Origin of the sequence: Streptomyces sp. NBC_00377 (assembly GCF_036075115.1) — a bacterium.
Classification (GTDB): domain Bacteria; phylum Actinomycetota; class Actinomycetes; order Streptomycetales; family Streptomycetaceae; genus Streptomyces.
This window is the reverse complement of the sequence record NZ_CP107958.1, coordinates 8,413,913-8,433,946: the sequence shown is the minus strand read 5'-3', so window position 1 is coordinate 8,433,946 and position 20,034 is coordinate 8,413,913. Positions and strand designations below refer to the sequence as shown.

The 20,034-nt window shown below is 74.7% G+C and carries 4 protein-coding genes; all 4 read right to left on the bottom strand.

Going from position 1 to position 20,034, the window contains the following annotated elements; genetic code table 11:
* Positions 1 to 47: 47 nt before the first annotated feature.
* On the bottom strand, positions 48 to 1,181 hold the full coding sequence (locus tag OHS71_RS37465; protein WP_328483770.1) for an alpha/beta hydrolase: 1,134 nt from the start codon (positions 1,179 to 1,181) through the stop codon (positions 48 to 50).
* Positions 1,178 to 3,751, bottom strand: a complete 2,574-nt coding sequence (locus tag OHS71_RS37460; protein ID WP_328483769.1) for a thioester reductase domain-containing protein — start codon at positions 3,749 to 3,751, stop codon at positions 1,178 to 1,180. The genes OHS71_RS37465 and OHS71_RS37460 overlap by 4 nt, the downstream gene beginning before the upstream one ends.
* Before the next feature lie 148 nt (positions 3,752 to 3,899).
* On the bottom strand, positions 3,900 to 18,095 hold the full coding sequence (locus OHS71_RS37455; protein WP_328483768.1) for an SDR family NAD(P)-dependent oxidoreductase: 14,196 nt from the start codon (positions 18,093 to 18,095) through the stop codon (positions 3,900 to 3,902).
* 156 nt (positions 18,096 to 18,251) lie between these two features.
* A complete protein-coding gene (locus OHS71_RS37450) occupies positions 18,252 to 19,961 on the bottom strand; it encodes a fatty acyl-AMP ligase (RefSeq protein ID WP_328483767.1) in 1,710 nt (569 codons plus the stop codon).
* Between the last annotated feature and the right edge of the window lie 73 nt (positions 19,962 to 20,034).

Here is a 20,034-nt window from a genome sequence, read left to right as displayed (position 1 = left end):
CGTTCCTGGTTACTGACGCGTACGGTAACCGGCTGCCGGGGGTGCCGTCACCGTTGTCCGCCCAGGAAATCGAGGATGTGTCCGAAGACGTCGAGGGCGGCGCCCCGGCCGAGGAAGGTGTCGAGATGGCCGTAGCCCGGAATCTCGGTGTACCGGACGTCCAGCTGGGGCTGCCGGTGGGCGAGGACGTCGTGGCAGAGCTGCTGGGAGTCCAGCCACAGTCCGTTCTCGCTGCCCGCCAGCAGCAGGACCGGCGTGTCGATGCGGCCGGCCGCGTCGAGGGCGTTCGGCGGCAGGGCGCGGTAGCGCCGGTCGGTCTCGTGCCAGCGGACCACGCTGCGGGCCAGCTCGATGCGGCGCAGGTGGGGCAGGATCCACAGCGGCGCGGGCCCGAGGAGTTCGGCGAGCCGGTCGTGGGTGGCCTCGGACAGGTTCTCGTGGACGAACAGCGAAGCTCCCGTCCCCCAGGCCGAGTTGTGCAGGATCTGGCAGGTCGGGTCCGGGCAGCCGGCCCCGCGCGAGGCGAGGGCGAACAGGGGGGTGTACCTGGACCACAGGCCGACCTTGCGGAAGTCGACCGGGATGTGGTCGATCCGGGTCTTCAGCAACTCCCCTGCCAGGGACATCCGCAGGGAGGTCCGGCCCGCCAGCTTGGGGGTGAGGAAGACGCCCTGGGACACCACTCCGGCCAGTCCGGGCACCAGTCCGGCCGTCATGCTCAGCGAGAGGCAGAGGGAGCCGATGCAGTGCGCCACGACGAACAGGGGGCGGTCGCCGACGGCTTCGCGGACGCGGGAGACGGCGGCCGGGATGTCGTACAGCGCCACGTCGTCGTAGGTGTACCGCTGCCCGGTCTCGTTGTAGGGCAGGCGGCGGCTGCCGCGCCAGTCGAGCAGCCAGGGCTCGTAACCGTCGTCGAGGAGCGAGTCGACGAGGTTGCGGGTCTCGGGCAGCAGGAACATGTCGGCGGACGCGGTGTGACCGTGCAGCAGCAGCACGGCGGGGCGGCCGGTGTCGCCGGTGTCGATGCGGGTCAGGCCGAGGCGGACGCCGTCGGGCGCCCGGAACGGGATCTCCTGGACGCGGGCCGGGTCGAGGCGGTGGCGCAGGGGCCGCAGGGCGGTGGTGGTCCGCACCCTGCGGAGCGCCGGCCTGGCGGCGGGGGTCGTTCTGAAGATCATCGGTGCTGCTCCGTGAGGTTCGGGGTGCGGCGCAGGTCGAGAAGGTCCGCGGCGGCCCGGGCGAAGGGGCCGAGCAGTCCGCGGCCCATCTCCAGGCCGAACCAGGCGAGCCAGGTCAGCTTGGCGGCGCGCTTCTCCTGGCCGGTGAGGTGCGGGGCGACCTTGATGCCGTCGATCTGGTCACGCACGTAGGAGTCGGCCGGGACGACGACCTCGCCGGCCAGGGTCGCGGGTTCGCCCTCGCGGCCCGCCTCGACCGTGAGCGCGCGGGTCTGGTGCCAGAGGTCGCGGCGGGCGCGAGCGTACTTGCGGCCCTCCAGCCACCACAGTTCACCGTCCTCGTCCCGCAATTGGAGCCGATAGCGCAGGAGTTGATGCTTGAGACCGTGGTGTCGCGGGATGCCCTCGTCGGGTCGGACCCAGACGTCGCCGTGGACGACGGTGAGGGGCCGGGCGTGGACCGCCGGGCAGGTGACCTCGCCGGTCACGTCCACCCGGCGCTCCTTCACGAGCTGGTACATGCTCGCGATGGAGAGGGTGAGGGACATCGAGCAGGGGCTGTCGTCCGTGCCGCCGTCCAGGGCCCGGACGCTGCCCGCGGTGGTCTCGCTGAACCACAGGTACGGCTGGTCGCCCTTGCCGGGCAGGCGGCCGAGGCCGTCGCCCGCGAGCTTCTCGAACGTCCTCAGCTGGGCCTGGGCGTCGTAACGCGCGGCGGGCGGCAGACCGAGGGCCTCGACCAGGGCGTCGGTGCGTTCGGCGACGGCGGCCGGGCCCCCGAGAGTGGCCTCGCACAGCTTCAGGGCGGTCGGGCTCCGCAACACCCGCGAGAGGAAGCCGAGTTCGGGGACCGGCTCGGCCTCCAGACGGGCCAGGGTGTCGGTCCGCCATTCGTCCCAGTCCTGCACCCGGACGTGCATGCCGCCGAACGCCATGTCCCGCACGACGTCGTCGAGGGTGCTGGGGACGCCGGTGAGGTTGTAGTCGAAGCCCCAGGCGTCCGGTTCGCAGACGACGGCGGCGGCGACGCGGCTGACCCAGTCGACCGGGGCCACGTTGAGGTAGCGGAACGCCGGTACGGTGCGGAAGCGGCCGAAGGCCGAGATCAGGCCGCTGCTGAGGTCCTGGGGGTTGTAGGCGCCGGTCCTGCTGTGTCCGCCGATGCCGCCGGGGCGCAGGGCGGAGACGACCAGGCCGTGGTCGCGGGCCCGGCGCAGGGCGGCCTCGGCGGCCCACTTGGTCTGGTCGTAGCCGGCGATGAGCCGGTCCACGTGGGCGAAGGGGTCGTCCTCGCCCATGGAGGTGATGCCGACCTCGTTGAACACCGCGATCGAGGAGATGTGGTGCAACGGCTTGGGCCGGCCGGTGGCGGCGAGTTCCGCGAGGGTGAGGGTGCCGAGGACGTTGCCGGTGCGCAGGGACTGATAGCCGCGCAGGAAGTCCACCGCGGCCGCGACGCCCACGATGCTGTCCAGTTCCTGGGCGAGGGTGTGCCACAGGTCGTCGGACAGGCCGAGACGGGGCCGGCGCAGATCGCCGGGCACGACGGTGATCCTGCGACGGATCTCGGAGTTCCAGGGGAGCCGGTAGCTCCGCAGCTGCTCGCCGAGCCGGGCGGTCGCCGCCGCCTCGTCGGCCCCGCGCACCAGGCAGTGGACGTGCGCGTCGCTGTGCCGCAGCAGGTCCAGCAGCAGATGCCCGCCGAGGAAGCCGGTCGCACCGGTGAGCAGGATCCGGCGGGGCGGCAGCGGCTCGGGCGAGCGGGTGAACGGCAGCCGGTCGGCGAGGGCCAGGTCGGCCAGGATCTGGTCCAGGTCCTCCTGGCGGGCGTGGGAGTGCGGACCGTCGTCGTGGAGGGGGAACTCCGGCAGCGCAAGCGTGGTGACCGGCGGCGGGGTCCAAGGGGCCGGGACCGGGTTCACGCCCGGGGCCGGCACGGGCCGGGTGCCCGCCGCGAAGGCCGGGGGAGCCGGTGCACCGGGGGCCGGGCGGCCGCCCTCGCCGCTCGCCGCCGAGGCGCTCCCGACCGGCGAGCCGCCGGGCACCGCTGCGGGCGTGACGGCGGGCACCGCACCGGGTGTTGCGCCGCTCGTGACGGCGGGCATGTGGCTGGTCGTGGTGTGAGGCAACGAGCCGGGCGTGGCGTCGGTCGTGAGGCCGGCGGCCTCCAGCCAGCGGCGGGCCAGGCTGATCGGCCGGGCGTCGGCGAACACGTCGTCCAGGTCCAGTTCCACACCCAGGTCGCGCTCCAGCTCCGCCGCGAGTTCCACGGCGTGCACGGAACTGCCGCCGGCGTCGAAGAAGTCGGCGTCCGGCGACAGCCGGCCCTCGGGCAGATAGCGCCCGGCCGCGCCGGCGATGGCCGCGGCCAGCCCGTTGACGTCCGGGACGGGAGCTTCGTCCGCGGCCGGGGCGGCGCGTACGGCCGCGGCGGGCGGCGCCTCCGGGGCGGTGTTCGCGACCATGGCCAGCAGGTCGGTCACGCTGAGCCCTTCGCCACCCCCTTCGATCGACTCGGCGGTCGCCCGCTGCCCGGCGTTCGCCGCCGCGTCCTCGTTGATGTCACGCATGGAAGCCCTTCACCGTGTGCACGGTCCTTTCGTCACTGCTGTCACTGCTGTCACTGCTGTCGCTCTGCCCATGCCGGCCGGCCGGCGTCACTGCCGGCGCCGCGGGCGCTGCCGCGTCGATGCCGTCGCCGTCGCCGTCGATGGCATGTCACTGCCGCCACGACCGGAACGCCCGCAGGTGCTCCGGCGTGGCCACGGTCTCCAGGAGTTCGTCCTCCGGGTCTCCGCCGCCCAGCGCTGCCACGATCCGGCGGGCCGGGCTATTGCGCGGAGTGCGCTCCGCGGTCAGCCGGACCTTCGTGCAGCCGAGTTCGTCGGCGCGGTCGGCGAGCCAGGCCAGCAGGCGTTCCTCTACACCCCGTCCGAGCGCCCGGCAACTCATCAGCCAGGCCACGACGTCGAGTTGGTCACCCTCGGCGCGGACGGCGAGCAGGCCGATCTGACCGTAGTCGCCGAAGCGGTCGCGGGCCGCCGCGGTCCACACCTCACCCAGCCGGCGCCACCTGGCGAGATCGCCGCCCCCGGACGAGCGGGCGCGCAGGGTGAACTGGTTCGTGCGGCGCACCAGTTGCTCGGCGCGTTGCACGTCGTCCTCGGCGAGGGCGCGGATGTCCACCTCGAGTCGCAGGTGGTCGAGGAAGTCCTCGAAGCCCGCCTGCTCACGGACGGCGTCCCGCTCGCGTTCCTGGTCGTAGAACCGGGCCCGCAACGCGTCCTCGGCGGTCGCCGCGACCGGCACCAGTGGCCACAACCGGTCGAGGAAGTCCGCCAGTTCGGCTTCCGGCGGGCAGGTCACCGACAGGACCTGGGGCAGCGCCGACCGCATTTTCCCGATCTCGGCCGGGTTGTCGTCGAGGAACAGGAAGCTGTCCACGCCCAGGTCGAGGGTGCGGGCGGCCGCTGCCAGCCGGGCGGGCTTCGGCCCCCAGGCGGCGGACAGGACACTGAAGTGCTCGGGCTTGAGCAGACTGTCGGTCCTGTCGAGAACGGCCCGCACGGTCTCCTCGTCGTTGTTGCTGATCAGCGCCAGCAGCGCCCCGGCTTCGCGCCACTGCACCAGCCTGCGCGCGAGAAGGGCCCGGGGTCCGGACAGGTCCACGGCATCGGGCCCGATCTCACCGGCCACCCCGCTCCACAGCGTCTCGTCGCCGTCGACCGCTATCACCTTGGGCGCGGGCCGCAGCACCGCCCGCACGACCTCGGCGAGGGACAGCGCCACCGCCGCCTGGAACTGCGGGGTGAAGGGGAGATGGGCCAGCCGCTCGGTGCGCTCGTCGAAGCGTTCCTCGACGGTGTGCCGGCGGGTCCAGTGGCCGGCCGCGAGCACCGCGACGCCGGGCAGCCCGGTCAGTTCGGCGGCGACCGCGCGCTCCCACTCCACGAGCCGTCGGTCGTCCGGGGAGGGCGTGCGGGAGGAGGGCAGGAAGCCGACGATCAGCGGCTTGCGGGTCCGCTCGACAAGGGCCCGCAGCGCGGCCGGGTACTCCGTCCGCAGTTCGGCCAGGAGCGTGTCGTCGACGGGGCCGAACCGTTCCAGGTCCTGCGCCCGCAGCAGCACCACCCCCACCGCCGTGGCGGGGTCGGCGAAGACTCCGGAGGGGTCGCGCAGAGCGGCGAGCACCTGGTGGTAGGGGGCCTCGGCGACCGTGGGCGCAGCGTCCCCGAGGGCCGCCCGGCACATCAGGGGGAGGTTGCCGAGGGCGAAGGTGGCGGCGAGGGCGAGGGTCCGGCCGGGAGCGGCGGTCGCTGAGGGAACCGTCGTGCCGGGAACCGTCCCGACCGGAGCCGCCGCGGGTACGGCGGGCGTCGGCACGGGAGCCGTCGGGGGTACGGCGGGCGTCGGCACAGAAGCCGTCGCGTCCAGGGGCGGCCGGGCGGCGGCCGCCGGGGCCACGGTCGGCGTCGCGGGCCGTGTCGCGCCCCGCGCCGTCCGTACCAGCACCGACGTGTCCTTCGCGGCCTCCTCCAGCAGCCGCAGGAACTCCTTGCCCAGCGCGGCCGTGTCCGCCGCGTCCAGGATGTCGAGGTTGTGGTCGAGGCGCACACGGCCCGCGTCGGGCGTCATCGTGATCATCAGGTCGAGGTCGGTGTATCCCGTCCCGGCGGGCAGCACCTTGAGCCGGTCGAGGCGGCTGCCGTAGCGGACGTAGTTGAAGTAGACCTCCACCAGCGGGGCGTCGGCCCGGTGCAGGCCCTGGCGGGCCAGCGTGGGCAGGACGTCCGAGAACATGGCGCCCTTCGCCAGGAGCCGTCGCAGCCGCCCGTCGGTGCGGCGCAGCACGTCCGCCACCGGCTCGCCGGGACGCGCCTCGGCGGGGAACGGCACCGGTACGCCGAAGAAGCCCACCGCGTCGAAGGCGTCGGCGTGGATCCGGGTGTCCACCGGCACGGCGAGCACGAACCGTTCCTTGGCGCGCATGCGGGCCAGCAGGACGGTCAGGGTGCCGAGGCAGAAGGCGGCGGGCGTGACGGCGAGGCCGCTCGCGGCCGTCGTCACGCGGTCCATGAGGTGCTCGGGAAGGGTCACGGTGACGCTGCCGGCCCGGTAGGACCGCTCGGCGGGGCGCGGGCCGGAGAGGGTGAGGTCGAGGCGTTCGCTGCCCTCGAAGGCCTCGCGCCATTCGGCCGTGGCCGTGCCGCCGCCCGCCGTCGCGCTGTCCGCGCCCGTCTGCTGGGCCTCGATCAGGAGCTGGACGTCGCGGTTGCTGACGTCGGCGCCGAGCGGGGCGCCGGACAGTTCGGCGTCGATCTCCCCGGCGACGAGCAGCAGGGACTGGAGGTCGCTGACGGCGTGGTGGGCGCCGAACAGCAGGATCTGGCCGTCTGCCGCGCCGTCGAGGAGCTGGAACCGCCACAGGGGCGCGGTGGCCAGGTCGAACGGCGTTTCCAGCAGCGCCCGGAGCCGTTCGGCGGCGTCGGGCTCGGCGTTCACGGTCGTCCAGCGCAGCGGTGGCTCCGCCAGCTCCCGGACGACACGCAGCTGCCGTCCGTCGGTGCCCGTGACGATGCCCGTGCGCAGGGCCGCGTGCCGGGCGGCGAGCCGGGTGACGATGCCGGTCAGAGTCTCCCGGCCGGTGGGCGCGGTCAGACGTACGGCGAGGCCGACCGCGTGGGCCGCCTGCGGCATGCCCGGCGAGGCGCTGCGCAGGAGACGTACGACGTCACGGGTGACGGGGCGCAGTTCGGTCTCCGGCACCTCGTGGGCGGGGGTCGCGGCCTGTTGCGGCACGGGCCGTTCGGGCAGGGCCGCGGCCAGTGTGCCCGCCAGCCCCCGGATGTCCGCGGCGGCGAACATCTCGGCGGTGGGCAGTTCGACGCCCAGTTCGCGGGCGAAGGCGTTGCGCAGCCGCACCAGCATGAGGGAGTCCAGGCCCAGTTCCTTGAGCGCGGTGCCCGCGGTGTCGTCGGCGACGCCGCCGGACACCTCGCCGACGCGCGCGCGGACATAGGCCTCGAGCCAGGTGACGCGGTCCTCGTCGGTGGTCGCGGCGAAGACCTTCTTCACCAGGCCGTCCGCGTCCGCGGGGCCGGTGGGGGCGGTGACGAGATCGGCCAGGACCGGGCGGGCGCGGGCCACGTCGGGGGCGAGTGCGAGCATCTCCCAGTCCAGGGCGAGGGGGGCGAGCTGCCGGCGCGAGGTGGTCAGGACCCGGTCGAGGAGCTCCCCGCCCTCCTGCGGGGAGAAGGCGAGCAGGCCGGAACGGCCGGTCTCGGCGGCCCGGGTGCCGGACCCGGCGACCATGCCCACGCCGGACCAGGCGCCCCAGTCGAGGCTCAGTGCCCGTCGGCCGGTGCGGGAGAGGTGGTGGGCGAAGGCGTCGAGGAAGGCGTTGGCCGCCGAGTAGGGGCTCTGTCCGGCCGAGCCGAGCAGACCGGCCGCCGAGGCGAACAGCACCAGATACCCCGCCTCGGGGGCCAGTTCGCAGAGCAGGGCGGTGCCCAGCACCTTGGGGGCGAGCACGTGCAGGACGCGTTCGTCGGTCAGGTTCGCCACGGTGGCGTCGTCGAGGACGCCGGCTGCGTGGACGATCCCGGAGAGCGGCCCGGCCTCCCGTCGTAGGGCGTCCAGGGCGGCGGCGAGTCCGTCGCGGTCGGCGACGTCGGCGCGGGCGAGGTGCACGCCGACTCCGCGCTCCTCCAGGCCCCGGATCCAGCGGGCCGTGTCCGGGTCGGGCGTGCCGCGGCTCAGCAGGGCGAGGCTGCGGACCCCGCGCCGGACCAGCCGCTCGGCGGCGACGCGGCCGAGGCCGCCCAGACCGCCGGTGATCAGGTGGACTCCGTCGCGTGCGAGGTCGTGCGTGTCGTCCGGGCGGGTGCGGGCGAGGCGCGGGACGAACCGGCCCGGCTCCCGCAGGGCGACGAGCCGTTCGTCGTCGGCGTGCCGGAGCTGGGTCCACAGCGCGTCCGCGCCGCCCACCGCCGGGAGGTCCACAAGTGTGAGCGACAGCTCGGGATACTCCTGGGCCACCGCGAGCCCGAAGCCCCAGGCGAGCGCCTGCTGCGGGTGTGCGACCTGCTCGCTGTCGCCGGCGGCCTGGGTGCCCCGCACCACGGTGAACAGCCGCGGGGCGCGGCCGCGCGGCCGTTCGGCCAGGGCGCGCACCAGGTGGAGTGTGCTCAGACAGCCGAGGCGGCCCGCCTCCTCGGCGGTGGACGCGTCGACGACGGCCGGTGCGTCGAGCGCGGTGAGCTGCACGATCCGGGCGGGCAGGGTGTCGGGGTACGCCTCGTCGAGCAGTCGCGCCAGGTGGCGCGGGTCGGCGGGGTCGAGAACGTAGCGGCCGGGACCTTCCACCGCGAACTCCGTGCCCCGGTGGGCGACGACGAACGGCACGGCGGACGAGCGGAGGCGATCTGCCAGGTCGCTGCCGGCCCCCGTCCCGTCGGCGAGGAGCAACCAGCCGCCCTCGGCCGGCGGCTCCTGCGCGTTTGGGCGGGGCTGCCAGCGGGTCTCGAAGAGGGCGCCGTCCAGCGGTGAGAGAGCGGCGAGACGGAACTCCTCGGCTTCCAGAACGAGTTGCTCGTCCTCGTCCCACACACGCAGGTCGAGGGTGGCGGTGTCCCCGTCCACCGAGCGCAGTTCGCAGGTCACCCACGCGGGTGTGGTGCGCCGGCCGGTGTGGCGGATCCGGCCGGTCCCGGCGGGCACGAAGGCCCGTCCCTCGGGGGCGTCGCCCACCAGCGCCGCGGCGTGGAAGGCCGAGTCGAGGACGGCGGGGTGGAGGAGGTGTCCGGCGGCGGGCCGGTCGGCGAGCCGGCCGAGCGCGGCGGTGCCGGTGCGGCGGCCGGACTCCAGGTTGCGGAAGGCGGGCCCGTAGTCGATGCCGAGAGCGCCCAACTGGGCGTACAGCGGGGCCAGTTCGATGCTGTCCGTGCAGCGTCGGCGTATCTCGTCCAGGGTCGCCGTGCCGACGGGTGCGTCCGTCACGACTCGTCCCGTCGCGTGCTGTTCCCAGCGCCGGTCACCGGCGGCCGCCGAGGCGATGGTGAACTCCCGGGCGCCGTCCTCGGCGGGACGCAGCGCGAGCTGGAGCCGTACGGGCCGGTCCTCGTCGAGGCGCAGTGGCTCGACGAACCGCACGTCCGCCAGGCTCACTTCGCCGCCGTCCGACAACGCGGCCGCGGCCTCGAGCGCCATGTCGAGGAACGCGGCGCCGGGCAGCCACACCTCGCCGGTGACCCGGTGGTCGGTGAGGTAGGCGAACCGGTTGTCGCGCAGGTCCAGTTCGCTCTGGAAGAGGTGCCGTCCGGGCTCGTCGCCGGCCTCGACATGAGTGCCGAGCAGCGGGGAGGCGCCGGTCGCACCGGCCGGCGCGGGGGCGAGCCAGTGCCGTTCGCGGGTGAAGGCGTAGGTGGGCAGGTCGAGGCGGCGGCCCCGGGGGAAGAGTGCCGTCCAGTCCGGTTCGTGCCCGGCCGCGTAGAGTTCGCCGACCCGGCGCAGCAGGACACCGTCGCCGCCCTGCTGGCGGCGGAGCGAGCAGACGGCGACCGCGTCCACGCCGGCCTCGGCCGCCGTCGCCTCGATGGCGCCGGTGAGCGAGGGGTGCGGGCTGAGCTCGACGAAGTAGCGGTAACCGTCGTCCAGCATGCGGGCCACGGTGTCCGCGAAGCGGACCGGCCGGCGGAGGTTGGCGAACCAGTAGGCGGCGTCCAGACCGTCTCCGGGTACGGGTTCGGCCAGCACGGCCGAGTACAGCGGCGTGTCGGTCCGTATGCCCCGGACACCCGAGAGACGGTCGAGCAGTTCCTCGCGCAGCGGTTCCATGAGCGGGCTGTGCGAGGCGAACGGCGTGGACAGCGTCCGCACGGTGACGCCGCGCTCCTCGAGGTGCAGGCGCAGCTCGGCGAGGGCGTCGGTGTCTCCGCTGACCGCCGTGGAGCGGGCGCTGTTGACCGCTCCGACGAACAGCCGCCCCTCGTACGGCGCGAGCAGTTCCCCGACCTCGGGGTGCGGGAGTTCGACCGCGATCATGCCGCCGTGCCCGACCAGGGGGACGACCGCGTGGGCGCGTGCCGTCACCACGGTCACGGCCTCGTCGAGGGTGAGGGCGCCGGCACTGTACGCAGCGGCGATCTCACCGAGGCTGTGTCCGACGACGGCGTCCGGGATCACCCCGAGGGCACGCCAGGCGGCCGCGAGCGAGGCGTTGACGGCGAACAGCACGGGCTGGAGGTACTCGGTGCGTGCCAGCGGCGAGAACTCCTCGGGCGCCCGCAGCACGTTGAGCACGGACCATCCCGCGTGCCGCCGCACCGCCTCGTCGATGCGGGTCAGCTCCTCGCGGAACGCCTCCGACCCGGCCATCGCCTCCAGGCCCATGCCGGGCCACTGTCCGCCGTGCCCGGCGAAGACGAAGGCGACCTTGCCGGTCCGTTCCTCGCGGGGCCCGGCCAGGGACGCCCGGCCGGACGCCAACGCGGCGAGGGCGGTGCGCAGTTCGTCCGCGTCGCCCGCGACGACGGCCGTGCGCCGCTCGAAGTGGCTGCGGTGCCGGGCCAGGGTGTGGGCGAGATCGGGCAGGGCCGTGTCCTCGGTGACATACGCGGCCAGCCGTGCGGCCTGTCCCCGCAGGGCGGCCTCGCTGCGCCCGGACAGCACGAACAGCTGGGCTCCGGGGACGACTTCACCCTCGGGGGACGCCGCCGGGCGCTCCGCGTCCGGCGCCTCCTCGACGATGACGTGCGCGTTGGTCCCGCTGATGCCGAAGGCGCTGACACCCGCGCGGCGCACCCGCTCCCCCGGCGCCGCCCAGGGCCGCGCCTCCTGGAGCAGCCGCAGTCCGCTGTCGTCCCAGTCGACGTGCCGGCTGGGCGTGCGCGCGTGCAGGGTGGCCGGGAGGGTCCGGTGGCGCAGCGACTGCACGACCTTGATCAGTCCGGCGACGCCCGAAGCGGCCTGTGCGTGGCCGATGTTGGACTTCAGGGAGCCCAGGTACAGCGGCCGGTCCTGCGGCCTGGACGCGCCGAAGACCTCGGAGAGGGCGTTCGCCTCGATGGGGTCGCCGAGGGTGGTGCCGGTGCCGTGTGCCTCGACGTAGTCGATGTCGGCGGGCGTGAGCCCGGACAGTTCCAGGGCGCGGCGCAGCACGCGTTCCTGCGCGGGGCCGTTCGGGGCGGACAGGCCCTGGCTGCGGCCGTCCTGGTTGACGGCGGTGCCACGGAGCACGGCGAGGACCTCGTCGCCCTCGCGTCGGGCATCGCTCAGCCGCTTCAGCACGAGCATGCCGGCCCCTTCGGCCCAGATCGCACCGTCGGCGTCGTCGGAGAAGGAGCGGCAGCGTCCGGTCGCGGAGAGACCGCGCAGGCGGCTGAACTCCACGAAGGTCTGCGGGGTGACCATCAGGGTGACCCCGCCGGCGAGCGCGAGGTCGCACTCCCCCGACCTGAGGGCCTGGGCCGCGAGGTGGGTGGCGACCAGGGACGACGAGCAGGCCGTGTCCACGGTGAGCGCGGGTCCGTGCAGGCCGAGCGCGTACGAGAGCCGGCCGGAGGCCACACTCAGCGCGGAGCCGGTGCCGACGTAGCCGTCGAGCTGGTCCAGGCGCGAGCCCGACAGGTAGTCGCTGCCGAACATGCCGACATAGACGCCGGTGGTGCTGCCGGCGAGGGCGCCGGGCACGATGCCGGCCTTCTCCAGCGCCTCCCAGGCCGTCTCCAGGAGCAGCCGTTGCTGCGGGTCCATGGCGGCGGCCTCCTTCGGGGTGATGCCGAAGAAGCCCGCGTCGAAGGATTCGATGTCGTCGAGGAAACCGCCGTCCCGGGCGTACGACTTGCCGGGCGCGTCCGGGTCGGGGTCGTAGAGGGACTCCACGTCCCAGCGTCCGGCCGGGAAGGGCCCGACGGCGTCCCCGCCGTCCGCGACCAGTCTCCAGAGGCCGTCGGGGTCGTTCACCCCGCCGGGCAGACGGCAGGCCATGGCGACGATCGCGATCGGCTCGTCGGTCGCCACCGCGGTCACGGCAGGGGCCCGGCGCGGGCCGGCCGTCTGCCGGGGCGCTCCGAGCACGTTGCCGAGCAGGTGGGCGGCGAGCCGGGCCGGCGTCGGATGGTCGAACAGGAGGGTGGCGGGCAGCTTGGTGGCGAGCCGGACGCCTATGCGGTTGCGCAGTTCGACCGCCGTCACCGAGTCCATGCCGACTTCCCGCAGCGGCTGGTCGGGGCGGACTGCCTCCGCCGAACGCAGGCCGAGGGCGCGGGAGGCCTCCTCGCGGACCAGCGCCAGGACACGTGCGGCGCGTTCGGGCTCGGGCAGCGCGGCCAGCCGCTCCACGAGGCCGCCGCCCGGTCCGGTGGCCGTGCGGGACGCGGGCAGCAGGGTGCGCCACAGGGGCGTCCCGGCGACGGTCCCGCGCAGCCGCGGCAGGTCGAGGGCCCAGGCCACCAGGTGAGGGGTGCCGCGTCCCAGGGCGAGTTCGATCAGGTCGCGGCCCTGTTCGGGGGTGAGGGCGCGGTGACCGAGGCGGGCCATCCGCCCGAGGTCGGCGTGTTCGGCGGCGAGACCTTCGCCTGCCCAGGCGCCGAAGGAGACAGACACGCCGGGCAGGCCCCGGGCGCGCCGGTGGTGGGCGAGCTGGTCGAGGAAGACGTTGGCGGCCGCGTAGTTGGCCTGGCCCGCGTTGCCGAGGACGCCGGCGGCCGAGGAGACCAGCAGGAACAGGTCCAGGGGCAGTTCCGCGGTGAGCCGGTGCAGGTGGGCGGCGCCGTCGGCCTTGGGGCCGAGCACCCGGGCGACACGCTCGGGGGTCAGTTCGGCGATCACCCCGTCGTCGAGGATTCCCGCGCAGTGCACGACAGCGCGCAGCGGGACCTCCTCACCGACGCCCGCGACGACAGCGGCGACGGCCTCCGGATCCGTGACGTCGCACGCCACGACCTCCACCTCGGCGCCGAGGGCGGCGAGTTCGGCGACGGCCGAGGCGGCACGGGGATCACCGGCACCCCGTCGTGATGTCAACAGCAGGCGAGGCACGCCCCGTTCGGCGAGCAGCCGTGCGATGTGCAGGCCGACCGCGCCCAGTCCGCCGGTGATCAGGGCGGTGCCGCCGACGGGCAGGGCCCCGCTCCCGGCGGCGCCGGCCCGGACCAGGCGGGGTGCCAGCAACGCGCCGTGGCGGTAAGCCAGTTCGGGTTCGTCGGTGTGGGCCACGGCGGCGATCAGGGCCTCGTCGGCGTCTTCGGGGCCGTCGAGGTCCAGCAGGCTGAGCCCGAGGTCCGGATGTTCGCTGCGCGCACTGCGGGCCAGACCCCAGAGCACGGACTGCGCGAGGTCGGGGACGGCGTCCTCCCCGGCCGCCGCGACAGCACCCCGTGTCACCCAGAGGGTGCGGGCCGGCGCCCGGCCGGGCGGGAGGGCGATGAGCGCCTGAAGCTCGGCGAGCGCAGCGGCGGCCGACTCCTGTGCCGCTGCCGCCGTCTCGGCGCGATCCCCGGAGCGCGGCCAGAACCGTACGGCCACGTCGGCGCCCGAGTCGCTCAGCCGGATCCCGGCCGCCTCCAACCCGGGCAGCACCTCCGGAGCACCGACGACCGTCCACTCCCCGGGGCGCGCCTGCGCGGGTTCGACGGCCGTCCACGCCACCTCGTACAGATGCCGGGCGTTCCCCGATCCGCTGCTGAGGTCGGCCGGGGTCGCGGCGCGCAGCCGCACGCCCTCCAGACGGCCCGCCGGGAAGCCGTCGGTGTCCCACAGCGTGACGTCGAGGGTGAGGTCGGTCTCCGTGGCTCCCGTCCTGCGGACGGTGACCGTCAGGTCGGTGCGGCCGCCGGGCGGCAGGACGCAGCGGCCCACCGCGACCGGCAGGAGTACCCGCCCGTCGGCGGCGTCGAGCGCGGCAGCCACGTGCAGCGCGGCGTCCAGCAGCGCCGGGTGGACGGGATACGGGTCGCCGACGTCCCGGGCCGCGGCCGGCAGCGACAGCCGGGCGATCAGCTCGCCGTCACCGGTGCGCACGGCCTCCCGTACACCCCGGAAGGCGGGACCGTAGCCGAGGCCGAGGCCGGTCAGCCGCTCGTACGTCTGCGGGGTCCAGGCCGCTTCGACGCCCTCGGGCCACACCGGCGGCCGGTCCGCCGGATGCGGGACGGCGGGCGCGGCCGAGGCGGTGGCGTGCAGCGTCCACCCCGTGGCCTCCTGACCGCGCGGCCGGCTGTGCACGGAGACCTCCGCACCCGGCCCCTCGACGGAGACCTCGACGGAGACCTCGACCGTACCCGTGGAGGGCAGCGTGAGGGGGGCGAGGAGGAGCAGCCCGGTGAGGTCGCCGGGTTCGTCCGGCCGGGCCGTCGCGAGGGCCGCCCGGCAGAGTTCGAGCAGGGTGGTGCCCGAGACCACGGTCCGCCCGAAGACGGCGTGGTCGGGCAGCCACTCGGCGGACGCCGGGGACCACTCGCCCCGGAAGGTCCAGCGGGACGCGTCGGCCGACTGGAGCTGGATGCCGAGCAACGGGTGGGCAGCGCGGTCGAAGAGTCCCGCACCGCCGCTCGCCGTCTCCGGCTCGATCCAGTGGCGCTGGGTGTCCCAGGCGTACGTCGGCAGCTCCACCGGGGCCACGGCCGGGACCAGGCGTCGCCAGTCGATCCGGCGTCCGTGGACGTGGAGTTCCGCGGCCGCGCGGTCCAGGCAGGCGGGACCGTCCGCGTCCCGGCGCAGGGAACCGACGACGACCAGGTCCTCGTCGATCGTGCGCAGCGCCGTCGACAGGGAGGGGTGGGGGCTGAGTTCGACGAAGACGCGGTGGCCGTCGGCCACCATGCGCTCCACGGTCGGTGCGAAGCGGACGGGCTCGCGCAGGTTGTCGTACCAGTAGCCGGCCGCCAGCTCCTCGGTGACGGGGCCCCCGGTGACCGTGGAGTACCAGGCGACGGAGGCCGGGTAGGTGGTCACGCCGTCGAGTTCGTCGAGTATCTCCGTGCGGACCGGTTCGACCTGGGAGCTGTGGGAGGCGTAGTCGACGTCGAGGCGGCGGACGAACACCTGCTCCCGCTCGAGGTCGTCCAGCAGGCCGAGCAGCGGCTCCGTCTCGCCCGCCACGACCGTGGAGCGGCCGCTGTTGACGGCGGCCACGGACACCCGTCCGTCGAGGCCCGCGAGACGCTCCTCGACCTCGGTGCGGGACAGCGCGACGACGGCCATGGTGCCGGCGCCGGACAGCGCGGTCAGTGCCTGGCTGCGCAGCGCCACCACGGCGGCGGCGTCGCTGAGGCTGAGGGCTCCGGCGACGCAGGCCGCGGCCACCTCGCCCTGGCTGTGCCCGATCACCGCGTCCGGCCTGATCCCGCGGGCCCGCCACACGGCCGCGAGGGACACCATCACGGCGAACAGCGCGGGCTGGACGACGTCCACGCGGTCCAGGGGCGGACTGCCCGCATCGCCGCGCAGGACGCCCGCGACCGACCATCCCGTGAAGGGCCGCAACGCGCCGTCGCAGCGGTCGAGTTCGTCCGCGAACACCGGATCGGCGGTCAGCAGGTCGCGGGCCATGCCGGCCCACTGGGCGCCCTGGCCGGGGAAGACGAAGGCGACCTTCCCGGCCGGGAGGGTCTGCCCGGGCCCCACGGTGCGATCGGGGTCGGGCTCGCCGTCCGCCAAGTCCCGCAGCGCGCGGATCAGTTCGTCGCGGTCGCCCGCCTGGACGACGGCCCGGTGCTCGAAGTGGGTGCGGTGGTGGGCGAGGGTCGCCGCGACGGCGCCGAGGGACCAGTCCGCCCGCTCGGCCAGCTCCTCGGCAAGACGCGCCGCCTGCCCCCGCAGCGCGGGAAGACCACGGGCCGACAGCGGAAAGCACGAAGGCCCCGACCCCCCGCTCCCGGCCGGCGCATGCCCCGACAGCTCGCCGTCGGGCGGGGTCGCACCGGACGGCGCGGCGTCGGCCAGGGCGTCGGCGGACACCTCACCGCCCGGCACCGCAGGGGCGCGTCCCGGCAGGTCACCGTAAGGCAGCGTGGCGGCAGGCGGGGCGGCGACAGGCAGTTCGCCGTCCGGCAGAGCAACAGCAGGCAGCTCGCCGTCGACCAGGCCGACGCCAGACAACTCGCCCCCAGTCGGGAGGGCGGCAGGCGGGGCCGCGACAGGCAGTTCGCCGTCCGGCAGAGCAACAGCAGGCAGCTCGCCGTCTACCAGGCCGACGCCAGACAACTCGCCCCCAGTCGGGAGGGCTGCGGGCGGGGTGGCGGCAGTCAGGGTGGCGGCGGGCGGGGCCGCGGCAGGCGACTCGCCGGCAGGCAGGGGTGCGTCCTGGGGGGCTTCCTCCAGGACCACGTGCGCGTTGGTGCCGCTGATGCCGAACGCGCTCACGCCCGCCCGCCGTACCCGGTCGGCGCTGCGGGGCCAGGCCTCGGCGGTGGCCTGGACCCGCAGGCCGGCGCCGTCCCAGGCGATGTGCTCGGTCGGCGGGTGCGCGTGCAGGGAGGCCGGCATGCGCTCGTGACGGAGGGCCAGCACCGTCTTGATGACCCCGCCGATGCCCGCCGCCGCCTGGCTGTGCCCGATGTTCGACTTCAGGGAGCCGACGCCCAGCGGGCGGTCGGCGGGCCGGCCCGGGCCGAAGACGGCCGCCAGGGCGTTGCCCTCGATCGGGTCGCCGAGCCGGGTGCCGGTGCCGTGGGCCTCGACGTGGTCGATGTCCTGCGGGCGCAGCCCGGCGGCGTCCAGAGCCGCCCTCACCACCCGCTCCTGAGCGCGTCCGCTGGGGGCGCTGAGGCCCTGGCTGCGGCCGTCCTGGTTGAGGGCCGTGCCCTTGACGACGGCGAGCACGCTGTCCCCGTCCCGTCGCGCGTCGTCGAGCGTCTTCAGCAGCACCAGACCACAGCCCTCGGCCCAGACGACGCCGTCCGCGTCGGCGGAGAACGGGCTGCACCGGCCCGACGGCGACAGCCCGCGCAGCCTGCTGAACTCGACGTGTCCGCGCGGAGTGACCATCAGCGTCGCGCCGCCCGCCAGGGCGAGGTCGCACTCGCCGGCCGCGAGCGCCCGGGCCGCCAGGTGCAGGGCGACCAGCGAGGAGGAGCAGGCGGTGTCGACGGTGACCGCGGGCCCCTGGAGGCCGAGGGTGTAGGCGATGCGCCCGGAGGCCACGGCGGCGGCCGAGCCGGTCGCGACGTGCCCGTCGAGCTGCCCGAGGGAGGCCGCGGCCAGGTATCCGCTGTCGTACAGGCCGACGTAGACGCCGGTGTTGCTGCCGTTCAGCGTGTCGGGGACGATCCCGGCGCGTTCGAACGTCTCCCACGTGGTCCGGAGCAGGAGCCGCTGCTGCGGGTCCATGGCGGCGGCCTCGCGGGGGGAGATCCCGAAGAAGGACGCGTCGAAGCGGTCGATGCCGTCGAGGAAGCCGCCGCGCAGGGTGTAGGCCTTCCCGAGGGCCTCCGGGTCGGGGTCGAGCAGTCCCGCGGTGTCCCAACGGCCCGCCGGGACTTCGGAGATGACGTCCTGCCCGGCGTCGAGCAGCCGCCACAGCGCCTCCGGGTCGTCGGCTCCGCCGGGGAAGTGGCAGGCCATGGAGATGATGGCGATGTCGCCGCCATGTCGTGCGGGCCCGTCCGGCGCGGGCGTCGGTTCGACGGCGGGCCGCTCCTCCTCGAAGAGGGCGTCGGCGATCGCCGCGATCGTGGGGTGGTTGAAGACGAGGGAGGGCTCCAGGGTGCGGCCGATCCGCTCGGCGAGGTCACTGCCGAGGGTCACCAACTGGCGTGATCCCAGGCCGAACTCGGCGATCGGCCGGTGCGGGTCGACGCTCAGCGGGTCGAGTCCGGCCGTCCTGGCCACGGCCGCGGTGAGCCAGGCGCGTACGTCTTCGGCGGTCGCCGGGGAAGGTTCGGTGCTCGGGTGGTGGGACGCGTGCGCAGGCATCTGGAAAGGAGTCCTCGTGAGCTGGGTGCGCGGCGGATCCGTACGGTGCGGGACGCGTCGGGGCGCGCGGGCGTACGGCGATGAAGGGGACGTGGGTCCGGGGACCGGCGCCGGTCCGGGCGGGCGGACCGGCGGCGGTGTCGCCGGACGGCGGCGTCAGACGGCGGCGGTCGCTCCGACCGGCGAGAGGGTGGCGTCGAGGTAGGCCGTGCGGGAGGCCCGGCGCTGGATCTTGCCGCTGGAGGTCTTCGGGATGGTGCCGGGGTGGACCAGGACGACGTCGTGCACGGACAGTCCGTGGGCGTCGCCGATCGCGGCGCGGATCAGGTCGGTGATCTTCTCCGACTCACCGACCGACTCCGGCGCCAACTCGGCGATCAGCACGGGCCGTTCGCCGGCGTCGCCGCTGTCCACGGAGAAGGCGGCGGTACAGCCGGGCCGCAGTGCGGGGTGGGACGTCTCCGCGGAGAGTTCGAGGTCCTGCGGGTAGTGGTTGCGTCCGTCGATGACCATGAGGTCCTTGAGCCGGCCGGTGACGAACAGCTCGCCGTCACGCAGGAAGCCCAGGTCGCCGGTGCGCAGGAAGCGCCCTTCGTGGCCGGGGAGGGTGGCACGGAAGGACTCGCGGGTGGCGAGGGCGTTGCGCCAGTAGCCCTTGGCGACGCTCGCGCTCCGCACCCAGATCTCGCCGATCTCGCCCTCGGGCCGCTCCTGGGCCGCCTCGGGGTCGGCGATGACGACGGTGACGCCCTCGCCGGGCCGCCCGCAGCCGACCGCGGCCGTATCGGCGTCGCCCGCTCCGCTCTCCAGGAGTACGGGAGGTGCGCCCACCGTGCCGCCCGTGACCATGAGGGTGGCCTCGGCCAGGCCGTAGCACGGGTAGAGGGCCTCGCTGCGGAACCCGGCCGGTGCGCAGGTCTCGCTGAAGCGGCGCAGGGTGGCGGCGCGGACCGGCTCGGCGCCGTTGAAGGCGACCTGCCAGGAGCTCAGGTCGAGCGTGTCGAGGAGGGCGGGCGTGGCGTGCTTGAGGGCGAGTTCGTAGGCGAAGTTGGGGCCGCCGCTGGTGTGCGGGCGGTACCGGCTGACGGCGGTGAGCCAGCGGTCGGGGCGCTGGAGGAAGTGCAGGGGCGAGAAGAGGGTGGCGGTGACGCCGAGGTACAGGGTGTTCAGGACCGGGCCGATGAGCCCCATGTCGTGGTACACGGGCAGCCAGCTGACGAACATCTCGCCGCCGTACCGGGCGATGACGTCCGGGGTGTGGCCCATGCGCTCGGTGATGACGCGCTCGTTGTCCATGAGGTTGCCATGGGTGACGACGACACCGCGCGGCGCGGAGGTGGAGCCGGAGGTGTACTGGAGGAAGGCCGCCGAGTCGGCGGTCAGGTCCGGCTCGCGCCAGGAGGCGGCGGTCTCGTCGGGTATGTCCTCGGTGGCGACGCAGGTGATCCCGGCGAGCTCGGGCAGGTGCTCCGCCAGGCGACCGAGGGCGGCGATGACCTCGTGGCCGCCCAGGATCACCCTGGCGTCCGAGTCGGCGATCAGGCGCTTCATCCGGGTCAGGGCGCGATGGTTCTGCGCGCGGCCCTGCGGGGGCACGCCGGGTACGGCGACGACTCCGGCCGACAGACAGCCGAGGTAGCCGTTGATGAACTCGGGGCCGGGCGGGTAGAGCAGCATGGCGCGGGAGCCGGCGAGGCCGCGCTCCTGGAGCCAGGCGGCGACGGCCCGGGAGCGGGTGGCCAGGCGGGCGTAGGAGAGTTCCTGGACCTCTCCGTCGCAGTCCCCCGTGGCGAGATAGCGGTAGGCGGTCCGCTCGGGCCGGTGCGTGGCGTGCGTGGTCAGCAGATCGACCAGGGAACGAGCCATGTTGACGAGTCTCACCTGTCTGGATGTGGTGGCATGGGAACGGGAGTCCGCAATTCGCCGCCGGGCGGGCGTC

Coding starts and splice junctions, on each gene's coding strand:
- OHS71_RS37465 (WP_328483770.1), bottom strand. CDS start 1,181: ATGATCTTCAGAACGACCCCCGCCGCCAGGCCGGCGCTCCGCAGGGTG.
- OHS71_RS37460 (WP_328483769.1), bottom strand. CDS start 3,751: ATGCGTGACATCAACGAGGACGCGGCGGCGAACGCCGGGCAGCGGGCG.
- OHS71_RS37455 (WP_328483768.1), bottom strand. CDS start 18,095: ATGCCTGCGCACGCGTCCCACCACCCGAGCACCGAACCTTCCCCGGCG.
- OHS71_RS37450 (WP_328483767.1), bottom strand. CDS start 19,961: ATGGCTCGTTCCCTGGTCGATCTGCTGACCACGCACGCCACGCACCGG.